Origin of the sequence: Mesorhizobium sp. M7A.F.Ca.US.005.03.2.1 (assembly GCF_003997795.1) — a bacterium.
Taxonomy (GTDB): domain Bacteria; phylum Pseudomonadota; class Alphaproteobacteria; order Rhizobiales; family Rhizobiaceae; genus Mesorhizobium; species Mesorhizobium ciceri.
The window spans coordinates 1-16,876 of sequence record NZ_RZRP01000038.1 but is presented as its reverse complement, the minus strand read 5'-3'; the positions used below and the strand labels follow the sequence as shown (position 1 = coordinate 16,876).

General features: G+C 59.8%; 20 protein-coding genes, 2 tRNA genes and 1 pseudogene. 11 read left to right on the top strand and 12 right to left on the bottom strand.

Annotation, left to right across the window (positions count from 1 at the left end; genetic code table 11):
- Nucleotides 1–182: 182 nt before the first annotated feature.
- Nucleotides 183–1,784 carry a cisplatin damage response ATP-dependent DNA ligase gene (locus EN991_RS04125; RefSeq protein WP_024503421.1) on the top strand — a complete coding sequence of 534 codons (1,602 nt, stop codon included), beginning with the start codon at nucleotides 183–185 and terminating at the stop codon, nucleotides 1,782–1,784.
- A 20-nt stretch (nucleotides 1,785–1,804) separates the two neighbouring features.
- Here EN991_RS04125 and EN991_RS04120 read toward each other — a convergent pair whose 3' ends face one another.
- A complete protein-coding gene (locus EN991_RS04120) occupies nucleotides 1,805–2,944 on the bottom strand; it encodes a hypothetical protein (protein ID WP_164753685.1) in 1,140 nt (379 codons plus the stop codon).
- Nucleotides 2,945–3,274: 330 nt separating this feature from the next.
- Here EN991_RS04120 and EN991_RS04115 point away from each other — a divergent pair.
- A tRNA-Thr gene (locus tag EN991_RS04115) sits at nucleotides 3,275–3,350 on the top strand.
- A gap of 240 nt (nucleotides 3,351–3,590) precedes the next feature.
- Nucleotides 3,591–3,947, top strand: coding sequence for a hypothetical protein (locus EN991_RS04110; RefSeq protein WP_127368204.1), 357 nt, complete (start codon nucleotides 3,591–3,593; stop codon nucleotides 3,945–3,947).
- A 65-nt stretch (nucleotides 3,948–4,012) separates the two neighbouring features.
- On the opposite strand, the gene EN991_RS04105 is transcribed toward EN991_RS04110, so the two are convergent.
- The 11 genes from EN991_RS04105 to EN991_RS04055 all read right to left on the bottom strand — a co-directional run bounded on the left by EN991_RS04105 (nucleotide 4,013) and on the right by EN991_RS04055 (nucleotide 13,059).
- Nucleotides 4,013–4,753, bottom strand: a complete 741-nt coding sequence (locus EN991_RS04105; RefSeq protein ID WP_127368203.1) for a DUF4145 domain-containing protein — start codon at nucleotides 4,751–4,753, stop codon at nucleotides 4,013–4,015.
- Nucleotides 4,734–5,330, bottom strand: a complete 597-nt coding sequence (locus EN991_RS04100; RefSeq protein ID WP_127368202.1) for a hypothetical protein — start codon at nucleotides 5,328–5,330, stop codon at nucleotides 4,734–4,736. Before EN991_RS04100 ends, EN991_RS04105 begins: the two co-directional genes overlap by 20 nt.
- Before the next feature lie 73 nt (nucleotides 5,331–5,403).
- The gene (locus EN991_RS04095; protein WP_127368201.1) at nucleotides 5,404–5,970 is read right to left on the bottom strand and encodes a hypothetical protein; all 567 of its coding nucleotides are present in this window, start codon (nucleotides 5,968–5,970) and stop codon (nucleotides 5,404–5,406) included.
- A gap of 2 nt (nucleotides 5,971–5,972) precedes the next feature.
- The gene (locus EN991_RS04090) at nucleotides 5,973–6,692 is read right to left on the bottom strand and encodes a hypothetical protein (protein ID WP_127368200.1); all 720 of its coding nucleotides are present in this window, start codon (nucleotides 6,690–6,692) and stop codon (nucleotides 5,973–5,975) included.
- A gap of 12 nt (nucleotides 6,693–6,704) precedes the next feature.
- On the bottom strand, nucleotides 6,705–7,070 hold the full coding sequence (locus EN991_RS04085; protein WP_127368199.1) for a hypothetical protein: 366 nt from the start codon (nucleotides 7,068–7,070) through the stop codon (nucleotides 6,705–6,707).
- Nucleotides 7,070–7,477 carry a hypothetical protein gene (locus tag EN991_RS04080; protein WP_127368198.1) on the bottom strand — a complete coding sequence of 136 codons (408 nt, stop codon included), beginning with the start codon at nucleotides 7,475–7,477 and terminating at the stop codon, nucleotides 7,070–7,072. The genes EN991_RS04085 and EN991_RS04080 overlap by 1 nt, the downstream gene beginning before the upstream one ends.
- Nucleotides 7,474–8,055 (bottom strand): hypothetical protein, encoded by a 582-nt coding sequence (locus tag EN991_RS04075; protein WP_127368197.1) that lies wholly within the window; start codon nucleotides 8,053–8,055, stop codon nucleotides 7,474–7,476. Before EN991_RS04075 ends, EN991_RS04080 begins: the two co-directional genes overlap by 4 nt.
- Nucleotides 8,056–8,410: 355 nt before the next feature.
- A complete protein-coding gene (locus tag EN991_RS04070) occupies nucleotides 8,411–10,885 on the bottom strand; it encodes a DEAD/DEAH box helicase family protein (protein WP_127368196.1) in 2,475 nt (824 codons plus the stop codon).
- A 129-nt stretch (nucleotides 10,886–11,014) separates the two neighbouring features.
- A complete protein-coding gene (locus tag EN991_RS04065; protein WP_127368195.1) occupies nucleotides 11,015–11,347 on the bottom strand; it encodes a hypothetical protein in 333 nt (110 codons plus the stop codon).
- Nucleotides 11,348–11,363: 16 nt separating this feature from the next.
- The gene (locus EN991_RS04060; RefSeq protein WP_127368194.1) at nucleotides 11,364–11,621 is read right to left on the bottom strand and encodes a helix-turn-helix domain-containing protein; all 258 of its coding nucleotides are present in this window, start codon (nucleotides 11,619–11,621) and stop codon (nucleotides 11,364–11,366) included.
- 217 nt (nucleotides 11,622–11,838) lie between these two features.
- Nucleotides 11,839–13,059, bottom strand: a complete 1,221-nt coding sequence (locus EN991_RS04055) for an integrase family protein (protein WP_164766127.1) — start codon at nucleotides 13,057–13,059, stop codon at nucleotides 11,839–11,841.
- 144 nt (nucleotides 13,060–13,203) lie between these two features.
- Here EN991_RS04055 and EN991_RS39740 point away from each other — a divergent pair.
- From EN991_RS39740 to EN991_RS04020, 8 genes and pseudogenes are all read left to right on the top strand, one after another.
- A tRNA-Ser gene (locus EN991_RS39740) sits at nucleotides 13,204–13,291 on the top strand.
- A 131-nt stretch (nucleotides 13,292–13,422) separates the two neighbouring features.
- Nucleotides 13,423–13,611: a DUF2158 domain-containing protein gene (locus EN991_RS04050; RefSeq protein WP_013527958.1), complete on the top strand. Its 189-nt coding sequence runs from the start codon at nucleotides 13,423–13,425 to the stop codon at nucleotides 13,609–13,611.
- Nucleotides 13,612–13,705: 94 nt separating this feature from the next.
- Nucleotides 13,706–14,194: an acid-shock protein gene (locus EN991_RS04045; protein WP_245460892.1), complete on the top strand. Its 489-nt coding sequence runs from the start codon at nucleotides 13,706–13,708 to the stop codon at nucleotides 14,192–14,194.
- A 45-nt stretch (nucleotides 14,195–14,239) separates the two neighbouring features.
- The gene (locus EN991_RS04040; RefSeq protein WP_013527960.1) at nucleotides 14,240–14,782 is read left to right on the top strand and encodes an RNA polymerase sigma factor; all 543 of its coding nucleotides are present in this window, start codon (nucleotides 14,240–14,242) and stop codon (nucleotides 14,780–14,782) included.
- Nucleotides 14,783–14,868: 86 nt separating this feature from the next.
- Nucleotides 14,869–15,321, top strand: a complete 453-nt coding sequence (locus EN991_RS04035; RefSeq protein WP_127368192.1) for a hypothetical protein — start codon at nucleotides 14,869–14,871, stop codon at nucleotides 15,319–15,321.
- Nucleotides 15,318–15,779: a periplasmic heavy metal sensor gene (locus EN991_RS04030; protein WP_127368191.1), complete on the top strand. Its 462-nt coding sequence runs from the start codon at nucleotides 15,318–15,320 to the stop codon at nucleotides 15,777–15,779. The genes EN991_RS04035 and EN991_RS04030 overlap by 4 nt, the downstream gene beginning before the upstream one ends.
- 111 nt (nucleotides 15,780–15,890) lie before the next feature.
- The gene (locus EN991_RS04025) at nucleotides 15,891–16,178 is read left to right on the top strand and encodes a hypothetical protein (RefSeq protein WP_024503409.1); all 288 of its coding nucleotides are present in this window, start codon (nucleotides 15,891–15,893) and stop codon (nucleotides 16,176–16,178) included.
- A 174-nt stretch (nucleotides 16,179–16,352) separates the two neighbouring features.
- A pseudogene (locus EN991_RS04020) lies at nucleotides 16,353–16,876 on the top strand (sulfatase); the annotation flags it as partial.

Sequence of the window (16,876 nt, the reverse complement as noted above, 5' to 3'; positions counted from 1 at the left end):
GGACATCTCCCCCTCAAGGGGGGAGATCGGCTGCTTCGACGCTGCGCTCATTCTCGCGACGTTGGAGATTGGCGAAAGCAGTGGGGATATCCAATCTCCCCCCTTGAGGGGGAGATGTCCGGCAGGACAGAGGGGGGCGCGACAGAACGCGACGTTCCCAGATTGGCGAGGTTCACGCCGCCATGAACCGCTTCGCCGAACTTCTCGACCGCCTGGTGCTGACGCCGTCGCGCAACGGCAAGCTGACCTTGCTGACCGACTATTTCCGCAGCGTCGAGGATCCCGATCGCGGCCTGGCGCTGGCTGCCATCACTGGCGATCTCCACATCGCCGCGGTCAAGCCGGCGATGCTGCGCATGCTCGTCACCGAGCGCATGGATCCGGTGCTGTTCGGCTATTCCTACGACTATGTCGGCGATCTCGCCGAAACGGTGTCGCTGGTCTGGCCGCAAACGCCCGGAAACATCCCGAACCGCGAGCCGACGCTTGGCGAGGTTGTCGCCAAACTGCAGGCGGCAAGCCGCTCCGACGGGCCCAAGGTGCTGGCGGGGCTGCTCGACAGCGCCGGCATCTCGGCACGCTTTGCCATCATCAAGCTGGTCACCGGCGGCCTGCGCATCGGCGTGTCGGCGCGTCTGGCCAAACAGGCGCTGGCGGATTTCGGCAAGGTCGAGGTCGCGGAGATCGAGGAGCTCTGGCACGGGCTGTCACCGCCTTACACAGCGTTGTTCGCCTGGCTGGAAGGCAAGGCCGAAAAGCCCAGGAACACGGCGTTGGCATTGTTTCGCCCGGTGATGCTGTCGAACCCGGTCGGCGACGGCGATCTCGAAAAGCTCGATCCGGCCGATTATGCCGCCGAATGGAAATGGGACGGCATCCGTGTCCAGGCGGTGGCGGAGGGCGGCATCCGCCGGCTCTATTCGCGCACCGGCGATGACGTTTCGGGCGCCTTTCCGGACCTCGCCGAGGCCATGCATTTTTCCGCAACGCTGGACGGCGAACTGCTTGTCGGCGATCCCCGGGAGGCGACGGGAACCTTCTCCGATCTGCAGCAACGGCTGAATCGCAAGACGGTGGCACCGAAGATGCAGCAGCAATACCCGGCCTTCATGCGCTGCTACGATCTGCTCCAGGTCGGCGGCGAGGATTTGCGCGCGCTGCCGTTTCGCGAACGGCGCGGCCGGCTGGAAAGCTTTGTCGCGACACTCGACCCGAGCCGTTTCGATCTGTCGCCATTCGTCGACTTCACGGACTGGCAAACGCTGGAGGAACTGCGCCGGGCGCCGCCGCATCCGATCATCGAAGGCGTCATGCTGAAGCGCTGGGACTCAGCCTATGTCGCCGGCCGGCCGAAAGGTCCGTGGTTCAAGTGGAAACGCGATCCGCACACAGTGGACGCGGTGCTGATGTATGCGCAGCGCGGCCACGGCAAACGGTCGAGCTTCTATTCCGACTATACGTTCGGTGTCTGGACAGGTGCCGAAGGCGAAGAAGAACTGGTACCGGTCGGCAAGGCCTATTTCGGCTTCACCGACGAGGAGTTGAAGCAGATCGACAAATATGTCCGCGACAACACGATCGAGCGTTTCGGGCCGGTGCGCTCGGTGCGGGCCGACCGCGACAACGGCCTGGTGCTGGAAGTCGCCTTCGAAGGACTGAACCGCTCGACCCGGCACAAATCCGGCGTCGCCATGCGCTTTCCCCGCATTTCGCGATTGCGCTGGGACAAGCCGGCCAACGAGGCCGACCGCATCGAAACGCTGCAGGCGCTGCTCGACCGATAATTAGCGCGGTGCGGGGTTCGCTATGGCTCGATCGAAACGCGGATTTCGTAGATGTCGGCGGCCTTGCCCTGCTTGTCGAAGTCGGAATTGATGGCAATGGTGCCGGCCGAGCCCGGATGCTTGTCGGGAAACTGCACGTCGAACAGATATTCGTTCTGCTGCTGGCCGACCGCATAGCGCTTGCGGCCGCAGTCGCCGAGTTCGCCGAAATTGCAGTCGACCGAAATCTGCGTCTCCTTGCCTTCTTCGGAGCGGGCAATGATGTCGAACACGGCATGTTTGCCGGCCAGTTTCTCCAGCACGCCTTGTCCGACGTCGAAGCTGATCGCCGAACCGGACGCGCCGGAACGGATGCGCAGGAACGAACCGGTATCGTCCTTCATCACCTCGGCCCTGGCGTCCGATGGCGCACTGACATGCGATGCATCGGCCGGCGAAAACACATTGATCCAGTCGCGCGACTGGTCGGCGGCGCCGGGTTTTGCCGGACCGCCGTCGGCCGGTGTGAAATCGTCGTCCTCGACGGTCGGCGGCGCTTCAGGTGGTGCGGTGTCGAGTTGGGCCGACGTCTTGAACACGCCGGTCTGCACGGCGAAGAACAGGCCGATGCCAACCGCTGCCAGCAGTGTCACGGTCAGGAAGATGGCGGTCAGCGGCAGGCGACGCCCTCTTATGCGTCTTTCATCGCGGTCGGGCGCCACTTCCGTGGTCGCGCCGGCCGCGGCCGGAACCGACATGTCGATGGCCGGTGCATCGGGAAGCGAGGCGTCCGGCATGATGTCGGGAACGACGGGCAGGACGCGCGAGCGCGGCGCATCGGCAGCGGATTGCACGGGGCCGTCGACGACGACATCGGGGGACGATGCCTGTCGGCCGGTTTCGACCGCGGGCGCCGAGTCCGCTCCGAGTTCGACCGCCGGTGCATCGCCCTGCGGGCCGACATCCGGCACCGCCGGCAGGAACTCGGATTCGATTTCGGTGATTTTCGCCTGGATTGCCTTGCGGCGCTTGATGGCGACCTCAACGGTCACACCGGGATTGGCCTGGAGCGCGCGATCAAGCGCGGCAAAAGCCGAGCGATAGACCCTCTCGCGGAACGCGCGGTCCTCGGCATTGCCTTTCTCCAAGGCGTTCCGGATCGCTTTTTCGATCGCGTCCAAGCGGGTCCCTCTGTCTTTGCCTACCTTGCCGTGATCGTTAGCCGCAGGCGACCAATCAATCAACGGGCGAGCGGCGCATTCTGCCTCGCAGAGGTATGCAAAGTCCATTCCGGCGCTGTTCCGGCAACAAAATCAGCATGTTTCACCGATTTTCACGCGCGGAGAGCGCACGTACCGTGCGCCGCATCCCTTGGCGATTGATTGGCGGACAAGGCGGCGGCCGGCTTTCGAGGGTGCCATGACGCCGCCGCAGGAATTGCCAAGTCGCATCTTGAATTCGCGCCCGGTTGCGTCTATCACCGCCGCATCTTGGAGGCGTTGGCTTCCCGGGCCGCTTTAGCTCAGTTGGTAGAGCACCGCATTCGTAATGCGGGGGTCGCGTGTTCGAGTCACGCAAGCGGCACCAAAAATCTCCAACAAACAGAATAGCTTGCGCTGGTTCAGCCTCGTCGAAACTTATTTGGGTTTTGTCCCAAATAAGGAAAGTCGCCGAGTTATTGACACTAGGCCTATATCTGTTCACATAGCGCGGTTCCAGCTCTCTCCCGCAGGCAAGTCCTGTGAAACCCGCTGACAACGCGCCGACCGACCCGGTTGACGTGTTCGTGCGGGGTTGTCCCGTGGACATTTACTAGGAGACGAGACAATGAAATCTATAACCAACGAAGAATGCCGCGACATGGTTCTCGGGATGGCTTTTCATCAAGCCATACTGGCCATTGATCGAAGGGCTAGATACGAGGCTGGCCTTAAGGGCAATTCCCTGACGCAGATGATCCTACGCTACGGAGGGTTGGAAGCTGCAAAGCGTTTGCTGCAACCTTCATCTCAATTCCGTATCCATGCCGGACTAGTCGATCTCTGGACACTCGGGCGGGTTGATCTGTCGGTCGAAGCGTTGGCCGTCCAGTCGCCTCACAGGCCGTTGTTTGCGTCGGAGCTGCTGCTTGAGGCTGAGCGGCGTCTCAAGCAGTGCGATTATACCTTCCTTACACCGGCCTAGGCGGCCAAAGCCGCCGCCTGTAGCGCGACAAGCATGCGCGCCGCCCCAAGTGTCTGGGCGGCGCGCTAAAAGCCTGCAAGGGCCGCTAATTCCGTTATCACGTGCCGTAGACCGGGATTCAATTCATCAAGGTCCTTCTTCGTTGTGTTGTAGAACCTATGATGGGCAGCAGCGTCCCCGATGGTCTTCACCTTTTCGATGGTCCCCGGCGTTGTCCGGGACAGACGAATGTACTGGTTGGATTTTGCGATTCCGATGATCTCACCGAAGCCCTTTATGTCGTCTTTCGCATCAAGGATCTGAGCGAGGTGGCCCGCTTTGACGAAGGCCTCCACGAGAAGCAACTCAACCATGCGCCGACACATCACCGCTGAGCCGTTGTAAAACCCTCGATCATAGCAACCGTTCGCTTCGCGTCTTATTTGTTCCAAGTGGCGACGGCCCCCCAGGGGGATCTCGTTGGAGATGATACTGTCGCCAACTTTGGCAGTTCGGGGGTCAAGGAAGTCTGCGTATTTTTCAGCAAATGTGCGGTCACTTGACGCTTTGATGCGATGGGTACCAGCGCCAAGCTTCGCCCCCGCAACCACATTTGAATTGCTTCGCAGCTTCGCGCCAAGCCGAGATGCGTTGATGCTTGGCCTCAGTCGATTGTCGGTGAGTACCTTTGCAATTTGAGTAACGGTGACACCCTTTTCGTGTTCAGGATCGCGTGTCAGGAACCACACGACCGCGATGGCTTCATCAAGTTCCGTTAGTTTCTGTTCGGACAGATACGCCGCGAAATCAGCTAGCTGCTGTGTCATTCAACAGCCACTTTTCGTAATCGATGTGCGCGCGCGTGGTAAGGCGGAATGTCACCGGCTTGGTGTTTGGCGTCGCTATGTAGTCGTTCTTCGCGGCTGTCACGGCCCTGGAGGCAGCAGGCGCATCTATCTTCACGCCCAAAATATCAAGTGCTCGGAGCATATTCCCTGAAGTGAGCGGCGTTTCTCCAGCGTACCAAGAAATAAACTTTACTTGTTGTGTCTTAGAAGCCGATCCCAATATAACTTTGGACCTGAATTGCTCGAAACGAGCGTCCTCGCGTATGGCGTTGACCAGCGCCAACTCATCGAACGCATTTTCATTTTTCGACTTATCATTTGATCGCGACTTGCGAGGACTGCGATTTGACTTCTTGGTCTTTTCCCCTCCCGCATTGGACGTCGCAGCTTCGGGAGCACCTTGGGACTCATTCCTCGGTTTTGGATCATTGCCTGTGAAGGCGGCGATTAACGCCTCAAATGCGGTCTGCTGCACAACTTCAGAGGTAAAAGAGTTTACCGCCTTGGCGATTTCCGGCATCCGTTCGAGTAGCGAGTCGAGCTCTGTTTCAGCCATTTTCCCCTCCCAATATTGTTGGAAGGGCGAACTGTCAGCCGAGTCGAAGATTTATGCAAGTTGACGAGTCGCTTTACCGCCGCTCTTTCATGCCCGTGATCATATTGCTGAAGTAGTCATCCGACGGAGCGGCTCGGCGTTTCCCGCGGAATGCCTTGCCCTCGTCGCTGTCGAGGAAGTTCTCGACCAGCGTCTCTACCGTATTCAGATGGCCGCCGCTGTTGGCGATGACCACGCCGCCGCCAAACTCATATGAATCGTCAACGTCGAACGTTGTCTGCTTCGACAGCACAGCGATCGCGCCCTCGATCAGCCCTTCGGGGATGCCTGCCGCCTCGCAGGTGCTCAGCAGTGTGGCGTTGATCTTATCCTCCTTTCGCCCCTGCTTCTCGCGCCCAATGTCCGCCTCGTATTTGGCGGTCAGCGCTGCTTGTTGTTGCTCGAGCCGCAGCACTTCTTGTTCGAAAGGCAGGCGCACTTCCATCCAGTAGAAATCGTCAAGCCTGTAGTTGCCCCTGGTGTTGCCCTTGGGCATGGGATTGTACCAATCGCGATGGCTTTCCGGCACCTCCGCGATGTCCTTCACAAATAGAGGGGCGGCGAAACTGCCGTCCTCAAGAAACAGTGCGTTCTTGTCCATGGTCATGCCTCCCTTGCGTGTGCAGCGGCTGATTCCTCAAGCACCGCCTTGTTGCTGGCCGCCTGCATTGCAGCGGGTGTGTTGACAGCGTCTCGAACTATCTTGACGAACAGCCGCCCCGACTTGTCCACGGCTTCAAGAGCCCTTTTCAAACGGCTAAGACGAGCATAGTCGGCCGAGTGGAAACGCTCGCGGTAGTGATGGCGCATCGCATCCTGCTGCGTCTCGGTCAGGCCGGTAAGCAGCGGCTGGCCCCGCAACACCGCACCGATGATTGCTTCGTTGTTCTCTGCCTTTGCCTTCGCGATAGCTGCGGTCCTGTGCTTGGGCGGCATGTTGCCGAGGCGTGCCCTGATTTCAGCCTCCATGGACAGCGCGATACTGTCCTTTGGCGGCGGTGGAGTGCCGGTGCGCTTCTCAATGTTGGCGATTTCCGTGATGGCCCTCGTCCGCGCGGCGTCCAGCAGCGTTGCGACACGTGAGCCCGACTTCTCAGCGGCACCCGCCACGCGCAGAAGGTTGGCTTCGAATGTCATCGTCTTGTCAGCATGCGCTGCCGCTTCATAGGCGGCGAGACTATGCGCTTGCTCTCTCGCCAGCTTCACAGCGTTCGACAACCCGGAAATTACAGGGTCCGCGATAGGCGCACCTGTCAGCCTGTCCGTCTCGGCAATCCGATCAATGATACGTTCATCAAGGTCAATGGGAACATGCAGTGCCATGGTTCTTCTCCTTCAAAGTTTTCGATTTTCAATGACGAGCAGGGCGATGTTCATCCTCGCAACGGATGCGTCGAGGCCGATGAAGGCACCGGATTTTGTCTGCATCTGACGCGGTGCCAAGAGCACGTGGGCCACGCCGTCTTCAGTTCCCAGATAGCTGCCCTTCAGTCCGTTAACGGTCACAGGATCACCTGGCTGGAACGACGGACTTGCGGTAACGGTCAACCCGCTAGCACCCTTGAGGAGCCCAGTATTGCGACCATCACCAGATGGTCGGATAAGGCGGGCATCTTGCGTGCCGCCGGCATTGCCGATTAGCTCCAACACCACCCATTTGAGGCCGCTTTCAACGGTAACGATATCGCCAAGCTGAGCCATCAAACTTGTCCTGCCGTGGCTTGCCGCCACTCGGCTTCCGGGGAGACGTCGACACCGCGCATCATGTTGAAGGCGACGCGCCATCGGCACGCGAACTCGGTCGATCCGTCTTCGCGCCGCAATTGGACAAGGGGGCCGCGTTCGCCCTGGATCGCGAAATCCTCATAGGCGAGTTGATAGACATCGCCTTCGTCAAAGACGGGGGTCGTCGTCCAGCCAAGCTTGTCCACGGGGAACAGGTCGTAGATGATGTCGTCGCCGTATTTTGTCTCGATGGACCGAACGGCGAAGACGTATGTTCCGTCCTTCAGCCCGGCGATATCCTCAGTTTCGAACACGAAAATGATCACCCATTGGGTGCCGCTCGGGCTGTGGAAGAAATCGCCGGTGTAGACTTCCGGGCTCATATTCGCCTCGAATAGTCGATCTCGTGGAACGGTCGATCACGAGGATTGGGATCTGTAACCGATGGCCCGTAACCCCTGCCCAGGCACTTCTCCATGAGCATCTTCATCTCACTCGCATCGTTCTCCGACAGGCCCCCCACTCCAACCTCGCCCACCTTGTGATTCAGAAGCTTGAGGCGTTGCTGCTCGTCTGGGGTAAGCTTGCTGGTGTCGTACGTCTGCATGCCGTCGCGAGGGGGATCAACGCGGCTAAGGCCTAGCGTCTCGAAGATGCGCCGCAAGCTGTTCGCAACGGACTGGTAGGCCAAGAGAGCAGGAAGGCTAACAGTGCCATCACCAGCGAACTGTACTTCCCATTGTTCAAGAACGATTGTCGCGTTTGCGGCGCTCTTGACCAAAATATACTGCGACTGTGTGACGTTGCTTGGCCCGCCTAGGTCAGAGACGTGATTAGCAATTAGATCATGCAGCCGCCGCGCCCATTTGGAACGGCCATCGATCCCCGGCAGCAGTTCTTTGCCGTTGGTGACCCCGCTTCTGCCCTTGATCTTGCGCCGAACTGGATAGGAGGCGTCCACAGTGTACCCGTTATGTGTCTGCTATGTGCTTTTTCTTCAAGTCAAGCGGTAAAGCTAACAGTATATTAGCTGCTGTGATGCGTAAAGCTGAACCTTTACAGCGCGTTATGATGGCTTTTGTTTTAGCAATAAGGAAAATCGACTAGAAGAGCGGCCTTTAGAGACTGGCGTCGGAGGACGCTGGCGCTACGCATGCGGTGCGAAGCTGGGGCGCAAATAAATACGGCCCTCGCTCGGAATTCGTGATCTCCCGATATTTCCGGGAAAACGCGGGGCAATAGTCCCTCCAGTGCAAAAACACTGCAAAAGCTATATGTGTATATATAGGGTTTGCAGTGTTTTACGGCCGGAGGGACTATTGCCCTGCCTCCTGCCAATCCCGGCTAAACTCAAGCGCCCTTTGTCGATTGGATGCGTACACGGTACCGGGCGTCACGCCATGTATGAAGACCGGCACGGCTCCCAGTAGCTTCCTATAGTTCCCGTCGCCGCGCGTCTTGAAGTCATCGATTGTGTTGTCCACCGCTCGAACCGTCACTCCAAAACGCTGCGCCAGCCACTTCCGCTTCTGGATCGGAAGCACACCGCCAAGCTCGTCGTACCATTTCTTCAAACGGCTGCCGGGACCGCCACCACCGCCCCTTTCACCGGTCCGTCCGACGACATTCTTGTATGGCGCCAACTCATCAACGATGATGCCCGGCAGCGGGACTTCAGACAGGATACAGACGAACGCGCATTTCGCCGGCCTGAGCCACTGCGCTGACTGATTGATCAAGTCGTCATCATATCCCCGAAACACCAAGCGCAGCCTATCTATCGCCTGGACACTTTCTGCCTCGGTGAACTGCCGCCGTATTGCCTCCACCAATGGATCGATGTGCCGGACGGCATGGATGCCCTGCCTGTCCTCATAGCTCGACAGATCGTAGCCGACGAGCGCTTCGGTGTAGCTGCCCGGACACGACAGAGGTTCCAAACTGTCATAGGCAAGTGCCTTGGCGTAGCGCTCGGCCTCTAGCGCCCTCACCTGCATGCGCGCGGCTATCAGAATCCAGTCACGGTCCTTGTATTTGTCGATGCCCCGCAGATTGCCGAAGTAGATGACATCAACCCCCTCGGGAAGCATTCGCTGCAAGCCAAGCTCCAGCGATTCTTTGGTCGCGACGACCAGGCCGCGATTTCCATGGCGCTTCGCCATGTCGCGGGCCACGCTGGCTACTTCCTCGCGGTATTTGTCGGTGGAGATGTTTCCGATCTTGCCCATCGCACCGCTGTTGCCGGTCGTCTGGACGACATAGGCATTGCGCTCAGCTTCAATCGTCACGCCGGTTATGCCGGGGAAACTGTGCGCCATCAGACGCGCATCGCCCGTCGCGTCGAGCATCAGGACGGGCAAATCTTGCCGAAGCAATTTCACTTTTGGCCGGTGCTGGAGGAATACCAGTTTCGTCGTGTGTGCGGGAACCTTGTCAGTCGCCGCGACCGCCACTTCGGGCGCAAATGTGAAGGACCGCGTGCCACGGGTCCGGCCGGCCTTCATCTCGTTCTTGAGGTTTCGCAGCATGCGGATGGTAGTCGATTTGCTGCGCTCCTTTTTGAAGGCTGCAGCGTTTTTGGCTAATCGGGTGCTGTCGATGCCCGGATAAGCGACGTTGCTCCGCGCACCCTTGTCAGCTTCCTCCATGGCAACCTGTTCATCACGAAGCTGTTGCCATGTGATGCCCATACATATGAGCGTCTGGATCGGGTCGGCCTTCGGGTCTTCGGATAGCGCCGCATGGAGCCGCGTCAGATGCTCGCTGTGCAACATGTCGTCGAATGCAATGCCACCGCCCGTGCTGGTCAATTTGCTGAGCATGGATTCATCGATCACCAGCAGATCGGCCTTGCCGAATAGTTCCTGATCCAGCGTCAGCATGGCCATGTCGTGCGTCATGAAAACGATGTCGGCGCGTTCATCAGCCTGCGCGTAGTACCGGCACCCGTTTTCGTAGTGCTCGCATAGGTGCAGCGTCTTCGTTTCCTCATCGTATCGCTTGCAAAGCGAGCTCTGGATATACAACCCGGCACTGGCCGCAATCTCAACGTCACGTGGCTTGAGGCAGGGCGTGTTCTCTGGGTCTTTGGCCAGCCCATGCGTGCGACCCCGGATCACAATGCCCCGCCCACCCATTGCCTTGTACTTAAGGGCCAACTCCTCGCACAGCTCTATGGTCGGACAGAGGTAGAAGACGCGGCGCTTCATGTCCCCTCGGGCCGCACTGGACTTGAACAGGTCGGCGAGCAGTTCCAGCAGCATCGTGCTCTTCCCCAACCCAGCAGCGCCCGCTACGAGCAGCCGGGGAACAGTCGAGTCCGGTGAGGGACCTTCCACGATATAGGCATCCATCTGCTCGACCGGATTCCAGAAGGGCAGAGCTGTCGCGAATTTCATCAACTCGCGTCGCAACGTTTCGGTCGCGGCGTGCGGCGTCATCGGATTGGAGCGGCGAGCTGGTGCTACTCCTGGAACGAGGCCGCGCTTCTGCCTGCCTGCTCGGATTTTTGCTTCGTGCTTCTGGGCACGGGCAATCTGCTTGGTCAGAAACCTTTCAAGTTGGACATCGTCGCTCCACTGCCATCTGCCCTTGTGCGGCCGCGTAAGGTCCGCCTGGGCTTGAACCCACGCGGTCGCGTAGGCAAGCAGCGTCGCAGGGTCCGCCCCTTCTGGGTGCTCCGTAATCGCCGCAGCCACAACAGCCGTGATGAAGTTGTCGCGGTTATCGCGCACCATTCCATCAGAGTCATAGTTGAAGCTGAGGGCCGAGCGAAGTTTTGGAAAATTCATTAGCCGGCTTCTATTCTATTTACTGGTTAGAATTGAGCGGCTATGTTGTTGGGAGTTGGTCCTGGGTCGGTCCGCACGACACCCCGGCTCCTTCTGTTCCACACGTCCTTCTTGAGCGCCGGTCCCTCTTCAGGGATCGGCGTTTTCTTTTTCAACAGCGTTTTCCATTAGGTTTCGCACCCAGAACTCATGGTTGATTGGAGCGCGCATTGGGGGCAGCACGCCGATCGCGTCCGCCACGGCATAGCGAAACGTCCCTTGGCTCTTGAGTTCGGATGTCGTCAGCGACATCATCTTGTCACCAACCTTGAATGACCAGCGCTTGCCGTTCTTGTGGCGATACAATTGGGCGATATAGAAATCGTTCTCGTTTGGCAGCGAGACGGTGCCGCTCCGCAAGCCCTGACGTATGCGCTCACGGCGTTTGGTGAGGAAAAGGAAGTAGCTGCGCAGGCTGGTCACGTTTTGGGCGCCGGGGTTAGTATTCGCGCGTCGAGCGGTACTCTGCCCGACCTTTCAACCATTCGCGCAGGGAGTCGCGCCGATAACGGATGTTACGCGCCCCGATGCGGATGAAGGGCGGGCCGTAGCCTTTCGACCGTCCCGTCTCAATCCACTGGACACTGACGCCCAGAAGCTTTGCGGTCTGAGCCGTATTCAGTAGGTCCTCATCGTCACCGGCGACGGCAGCGACAAGGTTGTCGGCTCGTTTGTCGAGATGCAGATTCAATTCCATAGCGCTCATCCTTTTTGCTTTGGTCAAGGACGCGCGGGAGCCGAACAACAAAAAGCCCTCGCGCGCATTTTTTTTGCACACGAGAGCCTGTCGTTTGGATGGATCGTATATACGGGCACGATCCCGAAAGGCCCTATGCCACCTCAGCAGGCAGCCTACGGACTACAGCGTTACAGTAAGGGCGGAAAACAAAACCCACAAGCGGAACGTTTTTGCTTCAGCCTATCGCGACGACGTTCGCGCCCTCGATGGGAACAATTCCGCATAGCGTTTTGAGCCGGTCGGCAACCTTCTGCGCCGGGCTCCGAAGGCGCTCTACCCTCATCTGCACATACCCCTCCGTGACGTCATTTCCCAGCGAGTGGTTGACCAGAGCCTTGAGCGCCATGGGGCTGATTTCTGTTTCCTCAGCTACAGTGATGAAGGTGCGCCGCAAGTCGTGCACCGACACCTGGACGCCGCAGGCTTTGGCAACGGCATCGAGAGGAAATTTCGGCTCCGCGATATAGCCTGTCTTCTTGCCGTGCGAGGGAAACACGTAGTCGTTGGGGTCTTTTCCAACCGCGCGCCGCGCCACTAGCAAATCCCGAACGAAGTCGGACATCGGTAAGTCAAGCTTGCGCTTTGCCTTGGTGTTGATGGCTGGGATGTGAAGCAGCTTTTTGTCGAAATCGACATACGCCCATTTCAACAGTGCGGCCTCGCGTCGGCGCAACCCTGTGAAGAGAATGAAGCGTAGGTAGTCGGCTGCAACCGGGTTGGGCAAAGCGCAGACAGCCTTGTAAAAGGCGGGCATGTCGTCGGCCTCAACCATTCGTTCGCGCCGCGCTTCAGCAAACCACTGCTTCCGTAAGCGGACAGGATTTTGCGGAAGCGTCGGGTCTTGGTCCGCTGCGAAATTCCAGAGAAGACGAAGGATGGCCATCGTCGTGTTAGCAGTCACCTCGCCCTTCCAGCGATTTGATAGCGCGATCTTCTGGGCAATCTCGCCGTGGCGCTTCTCCACGGCATCACGAGTGATGAAGTTGAGTGGCTTGTCCAGCCAGGACGTCAGATGGTTCTCCACCTTGTCCTTGTAGTTCGAGACAGTGTTGGCGCTTAGTTTCGCGTCATACTTTTTCAAGTACGCATCCAGCGCCCCTTGCAGCGTCATTGACCGCGCCTTGGGGTCCTTTCCCTTGCGAAGGTCAACTAGCATGTCGGCAGCTTCCTCGCGTGCCTTCGACAGCGCCATTTCGTTGACGGCTGCCACCGTAACGCGACGTGTCTTTCCGTCGGGAAGTGTGCGCTGCGCGATAAACGTTTTGGTGCTCGTCACACCCGAGCAGAGGACGCCAAAACCTTTCAGATCTGCATCCCAGTGAAGCACCTGCTTCCCCGATGGATCGGGAGCAAGTAGCTTTTCGATGGTACGTTCCGTGAGCTTGATACGCGGCAAGATACTCTCCTGACAGGTTGGGCCTTGAGCTGGAAGCAAATAAGGAAAACTACCTTAGTTGCACCACCCTAGGTTGTTTTACAATCAGGGGACGTTATAACGCTTTCGCCATAAAACATAGCGAAATCAATGGATTGATCCGTTGCGCGCCTTATTTTTAAAGCACGCTATTCGTGTATGGACAGCATTCGTAATGCGGGGGTCGCGTGTTCGAGTCACGCAAGCGGCACCATTTCTCCTCCTTTTTGTCGTCTACCCCTTCGCATCTGGCGCAAAGGATTGCGGCGCCGGCCTGGCAGATCTGCCATTGTCGTGACCCCGGTTTGGTGTGAAACTCATGGCCTCAGCATGGGAGGTCAAAAAATGCCCAACAATTTCAAGACCGGAGACGTGGTCAAGCTGAAATCCGGAGGCCCCAGAATGACGGTCAGCGATGGCGCAGCCTCGGGCATGTATCTGTGCCACTGGTTCAATCGCGAGGGCGAGGTGTGGACCCCGCAGCATGCCGGGTTCAAGCCCGAACAACTGATTGCGGCCGACCAGTCGGACTAGAGCTCCTTCCATCCCGATCGACGGGATGCGCACCCGAGCACGAACGGATCAGCACGCGCGACCGACGGATTTTCCGGGTCGCGGCGTTTAACGGTTGAAGCGCGATGACGGCACAAGCCGTCTGCATCGCGCCAAGCTGGAGACGCACAACATGATCAGCCGTTCGATATTAGTCGTTGCCTTGAGTTTGCAGACGGTTGCGGCTCTTGCCCAGGCAACGACCCCGCCTGCACCGCAGACCGGCGCGCCACTTGCCGCGCCAGGCGCGTCGGGGACCAGGTCCGACATCACGCTGGCCAAATTCCAGAAGCGGCGCGAAAAGGCGATCATGGCGGCCGACACGGATGGCGACGGCAAGATCAGCCTGCTGGAATGGGAGGCCTTTCAGGCGAAGCGCAACGTCAAGGGCGACGCCGCCAGATCCTTCGCTCGGATCGATTCCAACCATGACGGCTTCATCGATCGCGCCGAACTCGATGCCTTCTTCGCCAAGCGCTTCGCCCGGCTGGACAAGAATGCCGATGGCATTCTGACAGCCGACGAACTGCCGGGCCACAAAACCGCTCCCAAGCAAGAGCAATGACCAAGAGGCAATGACGCGCGATGAACATCGGGAGTGCGCCGACTGATGGCTGCGGATCCGGACGAGGAGCTGGTTCGCCGTGTCGGCGCCGGCGAGCCGGCAGCCGTGCAAACGCTCGTCGCGCGCAAGCTGCCGCGTATCCTGGCGCTTGCCGTGCGCATGCTCGGCGATGCGGCGGAGGCCGAGGATGTCGCGCAGGAAACCTTCGTGCGGATCTGGCGCCATGCCGCGAGCTGGCGGCGCGGCAATGCGCGCTTCGACAGCTGGATCCACCGGGTGACGCTCAACCTTTGCTACGACCGGCTGCGTCGCAGGCGCGAGTGGGTGACCGGCGACCTGCCGGACGTCGCCGATCCTGCGCCGCTTCCCGATGCTCATTCCGAGGAAGAAGCCCATCGGGTCGAACGGGCGCTGCAAGCCATAGCGCCGCGCCAGCGCGAAGCGATCGTTCTGGTCTACTATCAGGAGATGTCCAATATCGAGGCGGCAGCGACACTGCAGATCAGCGTCGATGCCCTGGAAAGCCTGCTCGCGCGCGGCCGGCGGTCGCTGCAAGCGATCCTGGCGGAGGATGGCGCCGATGAGTAAACGCCGGGCAAGCAGCAACGCAGCACGGCCATTGCGCCTTGCTGGTGCCGCCTGGCGCTCGGCGCCGACGGGCAAGGGGGAGACACATGGCTGAAGGGTCCAGGAACGAACCCGCAATGGATGCCAGGCGCTTTGCCGCCTTGGCGCAGGCCTATGGCGGCGACTTGCGGCGATGGCCCGAGGCCGAGCGAATGGCCGGCACGGTCTTTGCCGCAAGCGACGCGGGCGAGGCCATCTTGAGGCAGGCCGGGACACTTGACGCGCTGCTCGACAGCTACCGCGTCGACGCCCCGGACAAGGCACTGCACAGCAGCATTCTGCAGGCTGCCGGCCGGCACCTCGTCCAGCGCCGGCGTCAGTGGTTCTGGTGGCTGGGACTTGGACTTGCCGGCATTGGTCTGGCCGGTGCCGTGGCAGGACTGGCCCTGGTGACCATCGTCACGCCGGAGGTCCAGCCGGACCACTATGTGCTGGATACCGATGTAACGGCGTTTGGCGATGCCGGCCCGGATGCCGAGAACGGTGAGGAAAACCTATGAGCCCGCGCTGGATCCGTGGTCTGGTCATTACTTCCGTGGTGCTGAACGTCTTTCTTGCGGGCGCATTCGTCGGCGGCGCGGTCTGGCTGAGAAATGCCAAAGCGGGCGCGGCTGTCTCGCTGGAATCGGCTGGCCGACAGCTTGCCAACCAGGACCGCAAGGCGTTCCGCGAGGCGCTGCGCCAGGCTCGCGTGCAGTCCAGTCAGATCATTCTCGATGGCCAGCAGGCGAGGCAGGAGGCAGCGGACCTGTTGCAGCAGCCTGTCATGGACAAGGCCGCCTTGTCCGCCGCCCTGGAACGGGCACGCAATGCCGATGTGACGGTGCGCAGCCGGCTTGAACAGGCCATTGTCGACTTCGCGGCGAGCACATCGCCTGAAAACCGGAGCGTGCTGGCACAGGCGTTGCTGCGCCATATGGAACGCCGCGCCACCGTTACGCCAAAAAAATCGCCATGACGACCGACGGAAAAGGCCGGAGACGCCGTTTAACGATGCGAAGGGACAAGCCTGCCCTGTGCACCATACAGGACGGCCATCTTCATCGTCGAAAGCACTCGGAGTCCAATTATGAGTCGCCTGAAAAACTATGCAGCAACCGCTATCCTGGCCATCGGTGGAACTGTCGTGACAGCCTCCGCGTCCAGCGCAATGCCCATCGTGTCCGTTGCCAAGCCAGCCACCCCGGCACTGGTCGAGCATGTCCGCTGGGGCTGCGGCATCGGCTGGCACCCTAACAGATGGGGCCGCTGCGTGCCGAACGGCGTCGTCGTCGTGCGCCCGCGCTACCACTACTGGCACGGTCCGGCCTACGTCTGGCATCCGCATCATCACTGGCGCCACTGGCACCATTACTGATCGAAGCACCGCGGGGCCAGGCACCTTTCGGGGCGGCCCCGCGCGAGCGCTGGCGCGCACCGGACAATCCCGACCAGCCGAGTTAAGGTTAAATCCACTATACATTTGTTCTTAGCCCGCAAATAATCGAAGAATTTCCCGAAACTATGCTCAGGCATCTTCGTGGGAAAATCTGTGGTTCAGCTTCAAGGTCTTGGACGGGTGCTCTGCCATCCGCTGACGCTGGCCGTGGTCAGCCTTGCAGGCGTCTTCGCCGCCGGACGGGCCGAGCACGAATGGCTGTCGGTGCCGTTCTCGCTGGCGCTGGTGGCTGCCCTTGCCGGACTTCTGTTCCTGGCTTCGGGGCGCCTTGCCTTTTCCGGCTACCTCGCCTGGATGGGCATTGCCTTCGTCACCGTGGTTTCGGCGATCAAGTTCCGGCTGAAAGGATTTTCGCTGCACTTCTACGACACGGTCTTCGTGTCGAGGGACCCGGAAGTGTATCGTTTCCTGCTCGGCTCCTACCTCCATCTGATCGCGCCGGTCGTCATTGCCCTGGGGCTCGGCATCGGGGTGGCGATGCTTCTGTTCCGGATCGATCGGAAAATCGGCTGGCCGGTGTCGGCACGCGTCCTGGTCATGGCGGCGCTCGTCGTTCTGGTGCCGCTGACCTTTCCGGCCGAGGCCTCGAAGGACCGCTATTTCTACTACATGCAGGG

What these genes read in the sequence shown, in the direction of transcription:
- EN991_RS04080 (WP_127368198.1), bottom strand. Translation starts at nt 7,477, where the DNA reads ATGAGCCCGGAAGTCTACACCGGCGATTTCTTCCACAGCCCGAGCGGC.
- EN991_RS04110 (WP_127368204.1), top strand. Translation starts at nt 3,591, where the DNA reads ATGAAATCTATAACCAACGAAGAATGCCGCGACATGGTTCTCGGGATG.
- EN991_RS04060 (WP_127368194.1), bottom strand. Translation starts at nt 11,621, where the DNA reads ATGGAATTGAATCTGCATCTCGACAAACGAGCCGACAACCTTGTCGCT.
- EN991_RS04030 (WP_127368191.1), top strand. Translation starts at nt 15,318, where the DNA reads ATGAGCCCGCGCTGGATCCGTGGTCTGGTCATTACTTCCGTGGTGCTG.
- EN991_RS04125 (WP_024503421.1), top strand. Translation starts at nt 183, where the DNA reads ATGAACCGCTTCGCCGAACTTCTCGACCGCCTGGTGCTGACGCCGTCG.
- EN991_RS04040 (WP_013527960.1), top strand. Translation starts at nt 14,240, where the DNA reads ATGGCTGCGGATCCGGACGAGGAGCTGGTTCGCCGTGTCGGCGCCGGC.
- EN991_RS04090 (WP_127368200.1), bottom strand. Translation starts at nt 6,692, where the DNA reads ATGGCACTGCATGTTCCCATTGACCTTGATGAACGTATCATTGATCGG.
- EN991_RS04100 (WP_127368202.1), bottom strand. Translation starts at nt 5,330, where the DNA reads ATGGCTGAAACAGAGCTCGACTCGCTACTCGAACGGATGCCGGAAATC.
- EN991_RS04050 (WP_013527958.1), top strand. Translation starts at nt 13,423, where the DNA reads ATGCCCAACAATTTCAAGACCGGAGACGTGGTCAAGCTGAAATCCGGA.
- EN991_RS04035 (WP_127368192.1), top strand. Translation starts at nt 14,869, where the DNA reads ATGGCTGAAGGGTCCAGGAACGAACCCGCAATGGATGCCAGGCGCTTT.
- EN991_RS04105 (WP_127368203.1), bottom strand. Translation starts at nt 4,753, where the DNA reads ATGACACAGCAGCTAGCTGATTTCGCGGCGTATCTGTCCGAACAGAAA.
- EN991_RS04070 (WP_127368196.1), bottom strand. Translation starts at nt 10,885, where the DNA reads ATGAATTTTCCAAAACTTCGCTCGGCCCTCAGCTTCAACTATGACTCT.
- EN991_RS04025 (WP_024503409.1), top strand. Translation starts at nt 15,891, where the DNA reads ATGAGTCGCCTGAAAAACTATGCAGCAACCGCTATCCTGGCCATCGGT.
- EN991_RS04095 (WP_127368201.1), bottom strand. Translation starts at nt 5,970, where the DNA reads ATGGACAAGAACGCACTGTTTCTTGAGGACGGCAGTTTCGCCGCCCCT.
- EN991_RS04085 (WP_127368199.1), bottom strand. Translation starts at nt 7,070, where the DNA reads ATGGCTCAGCTTGGCGATATCGTTACCGTTGAAAGCGGCCTCAAATGG.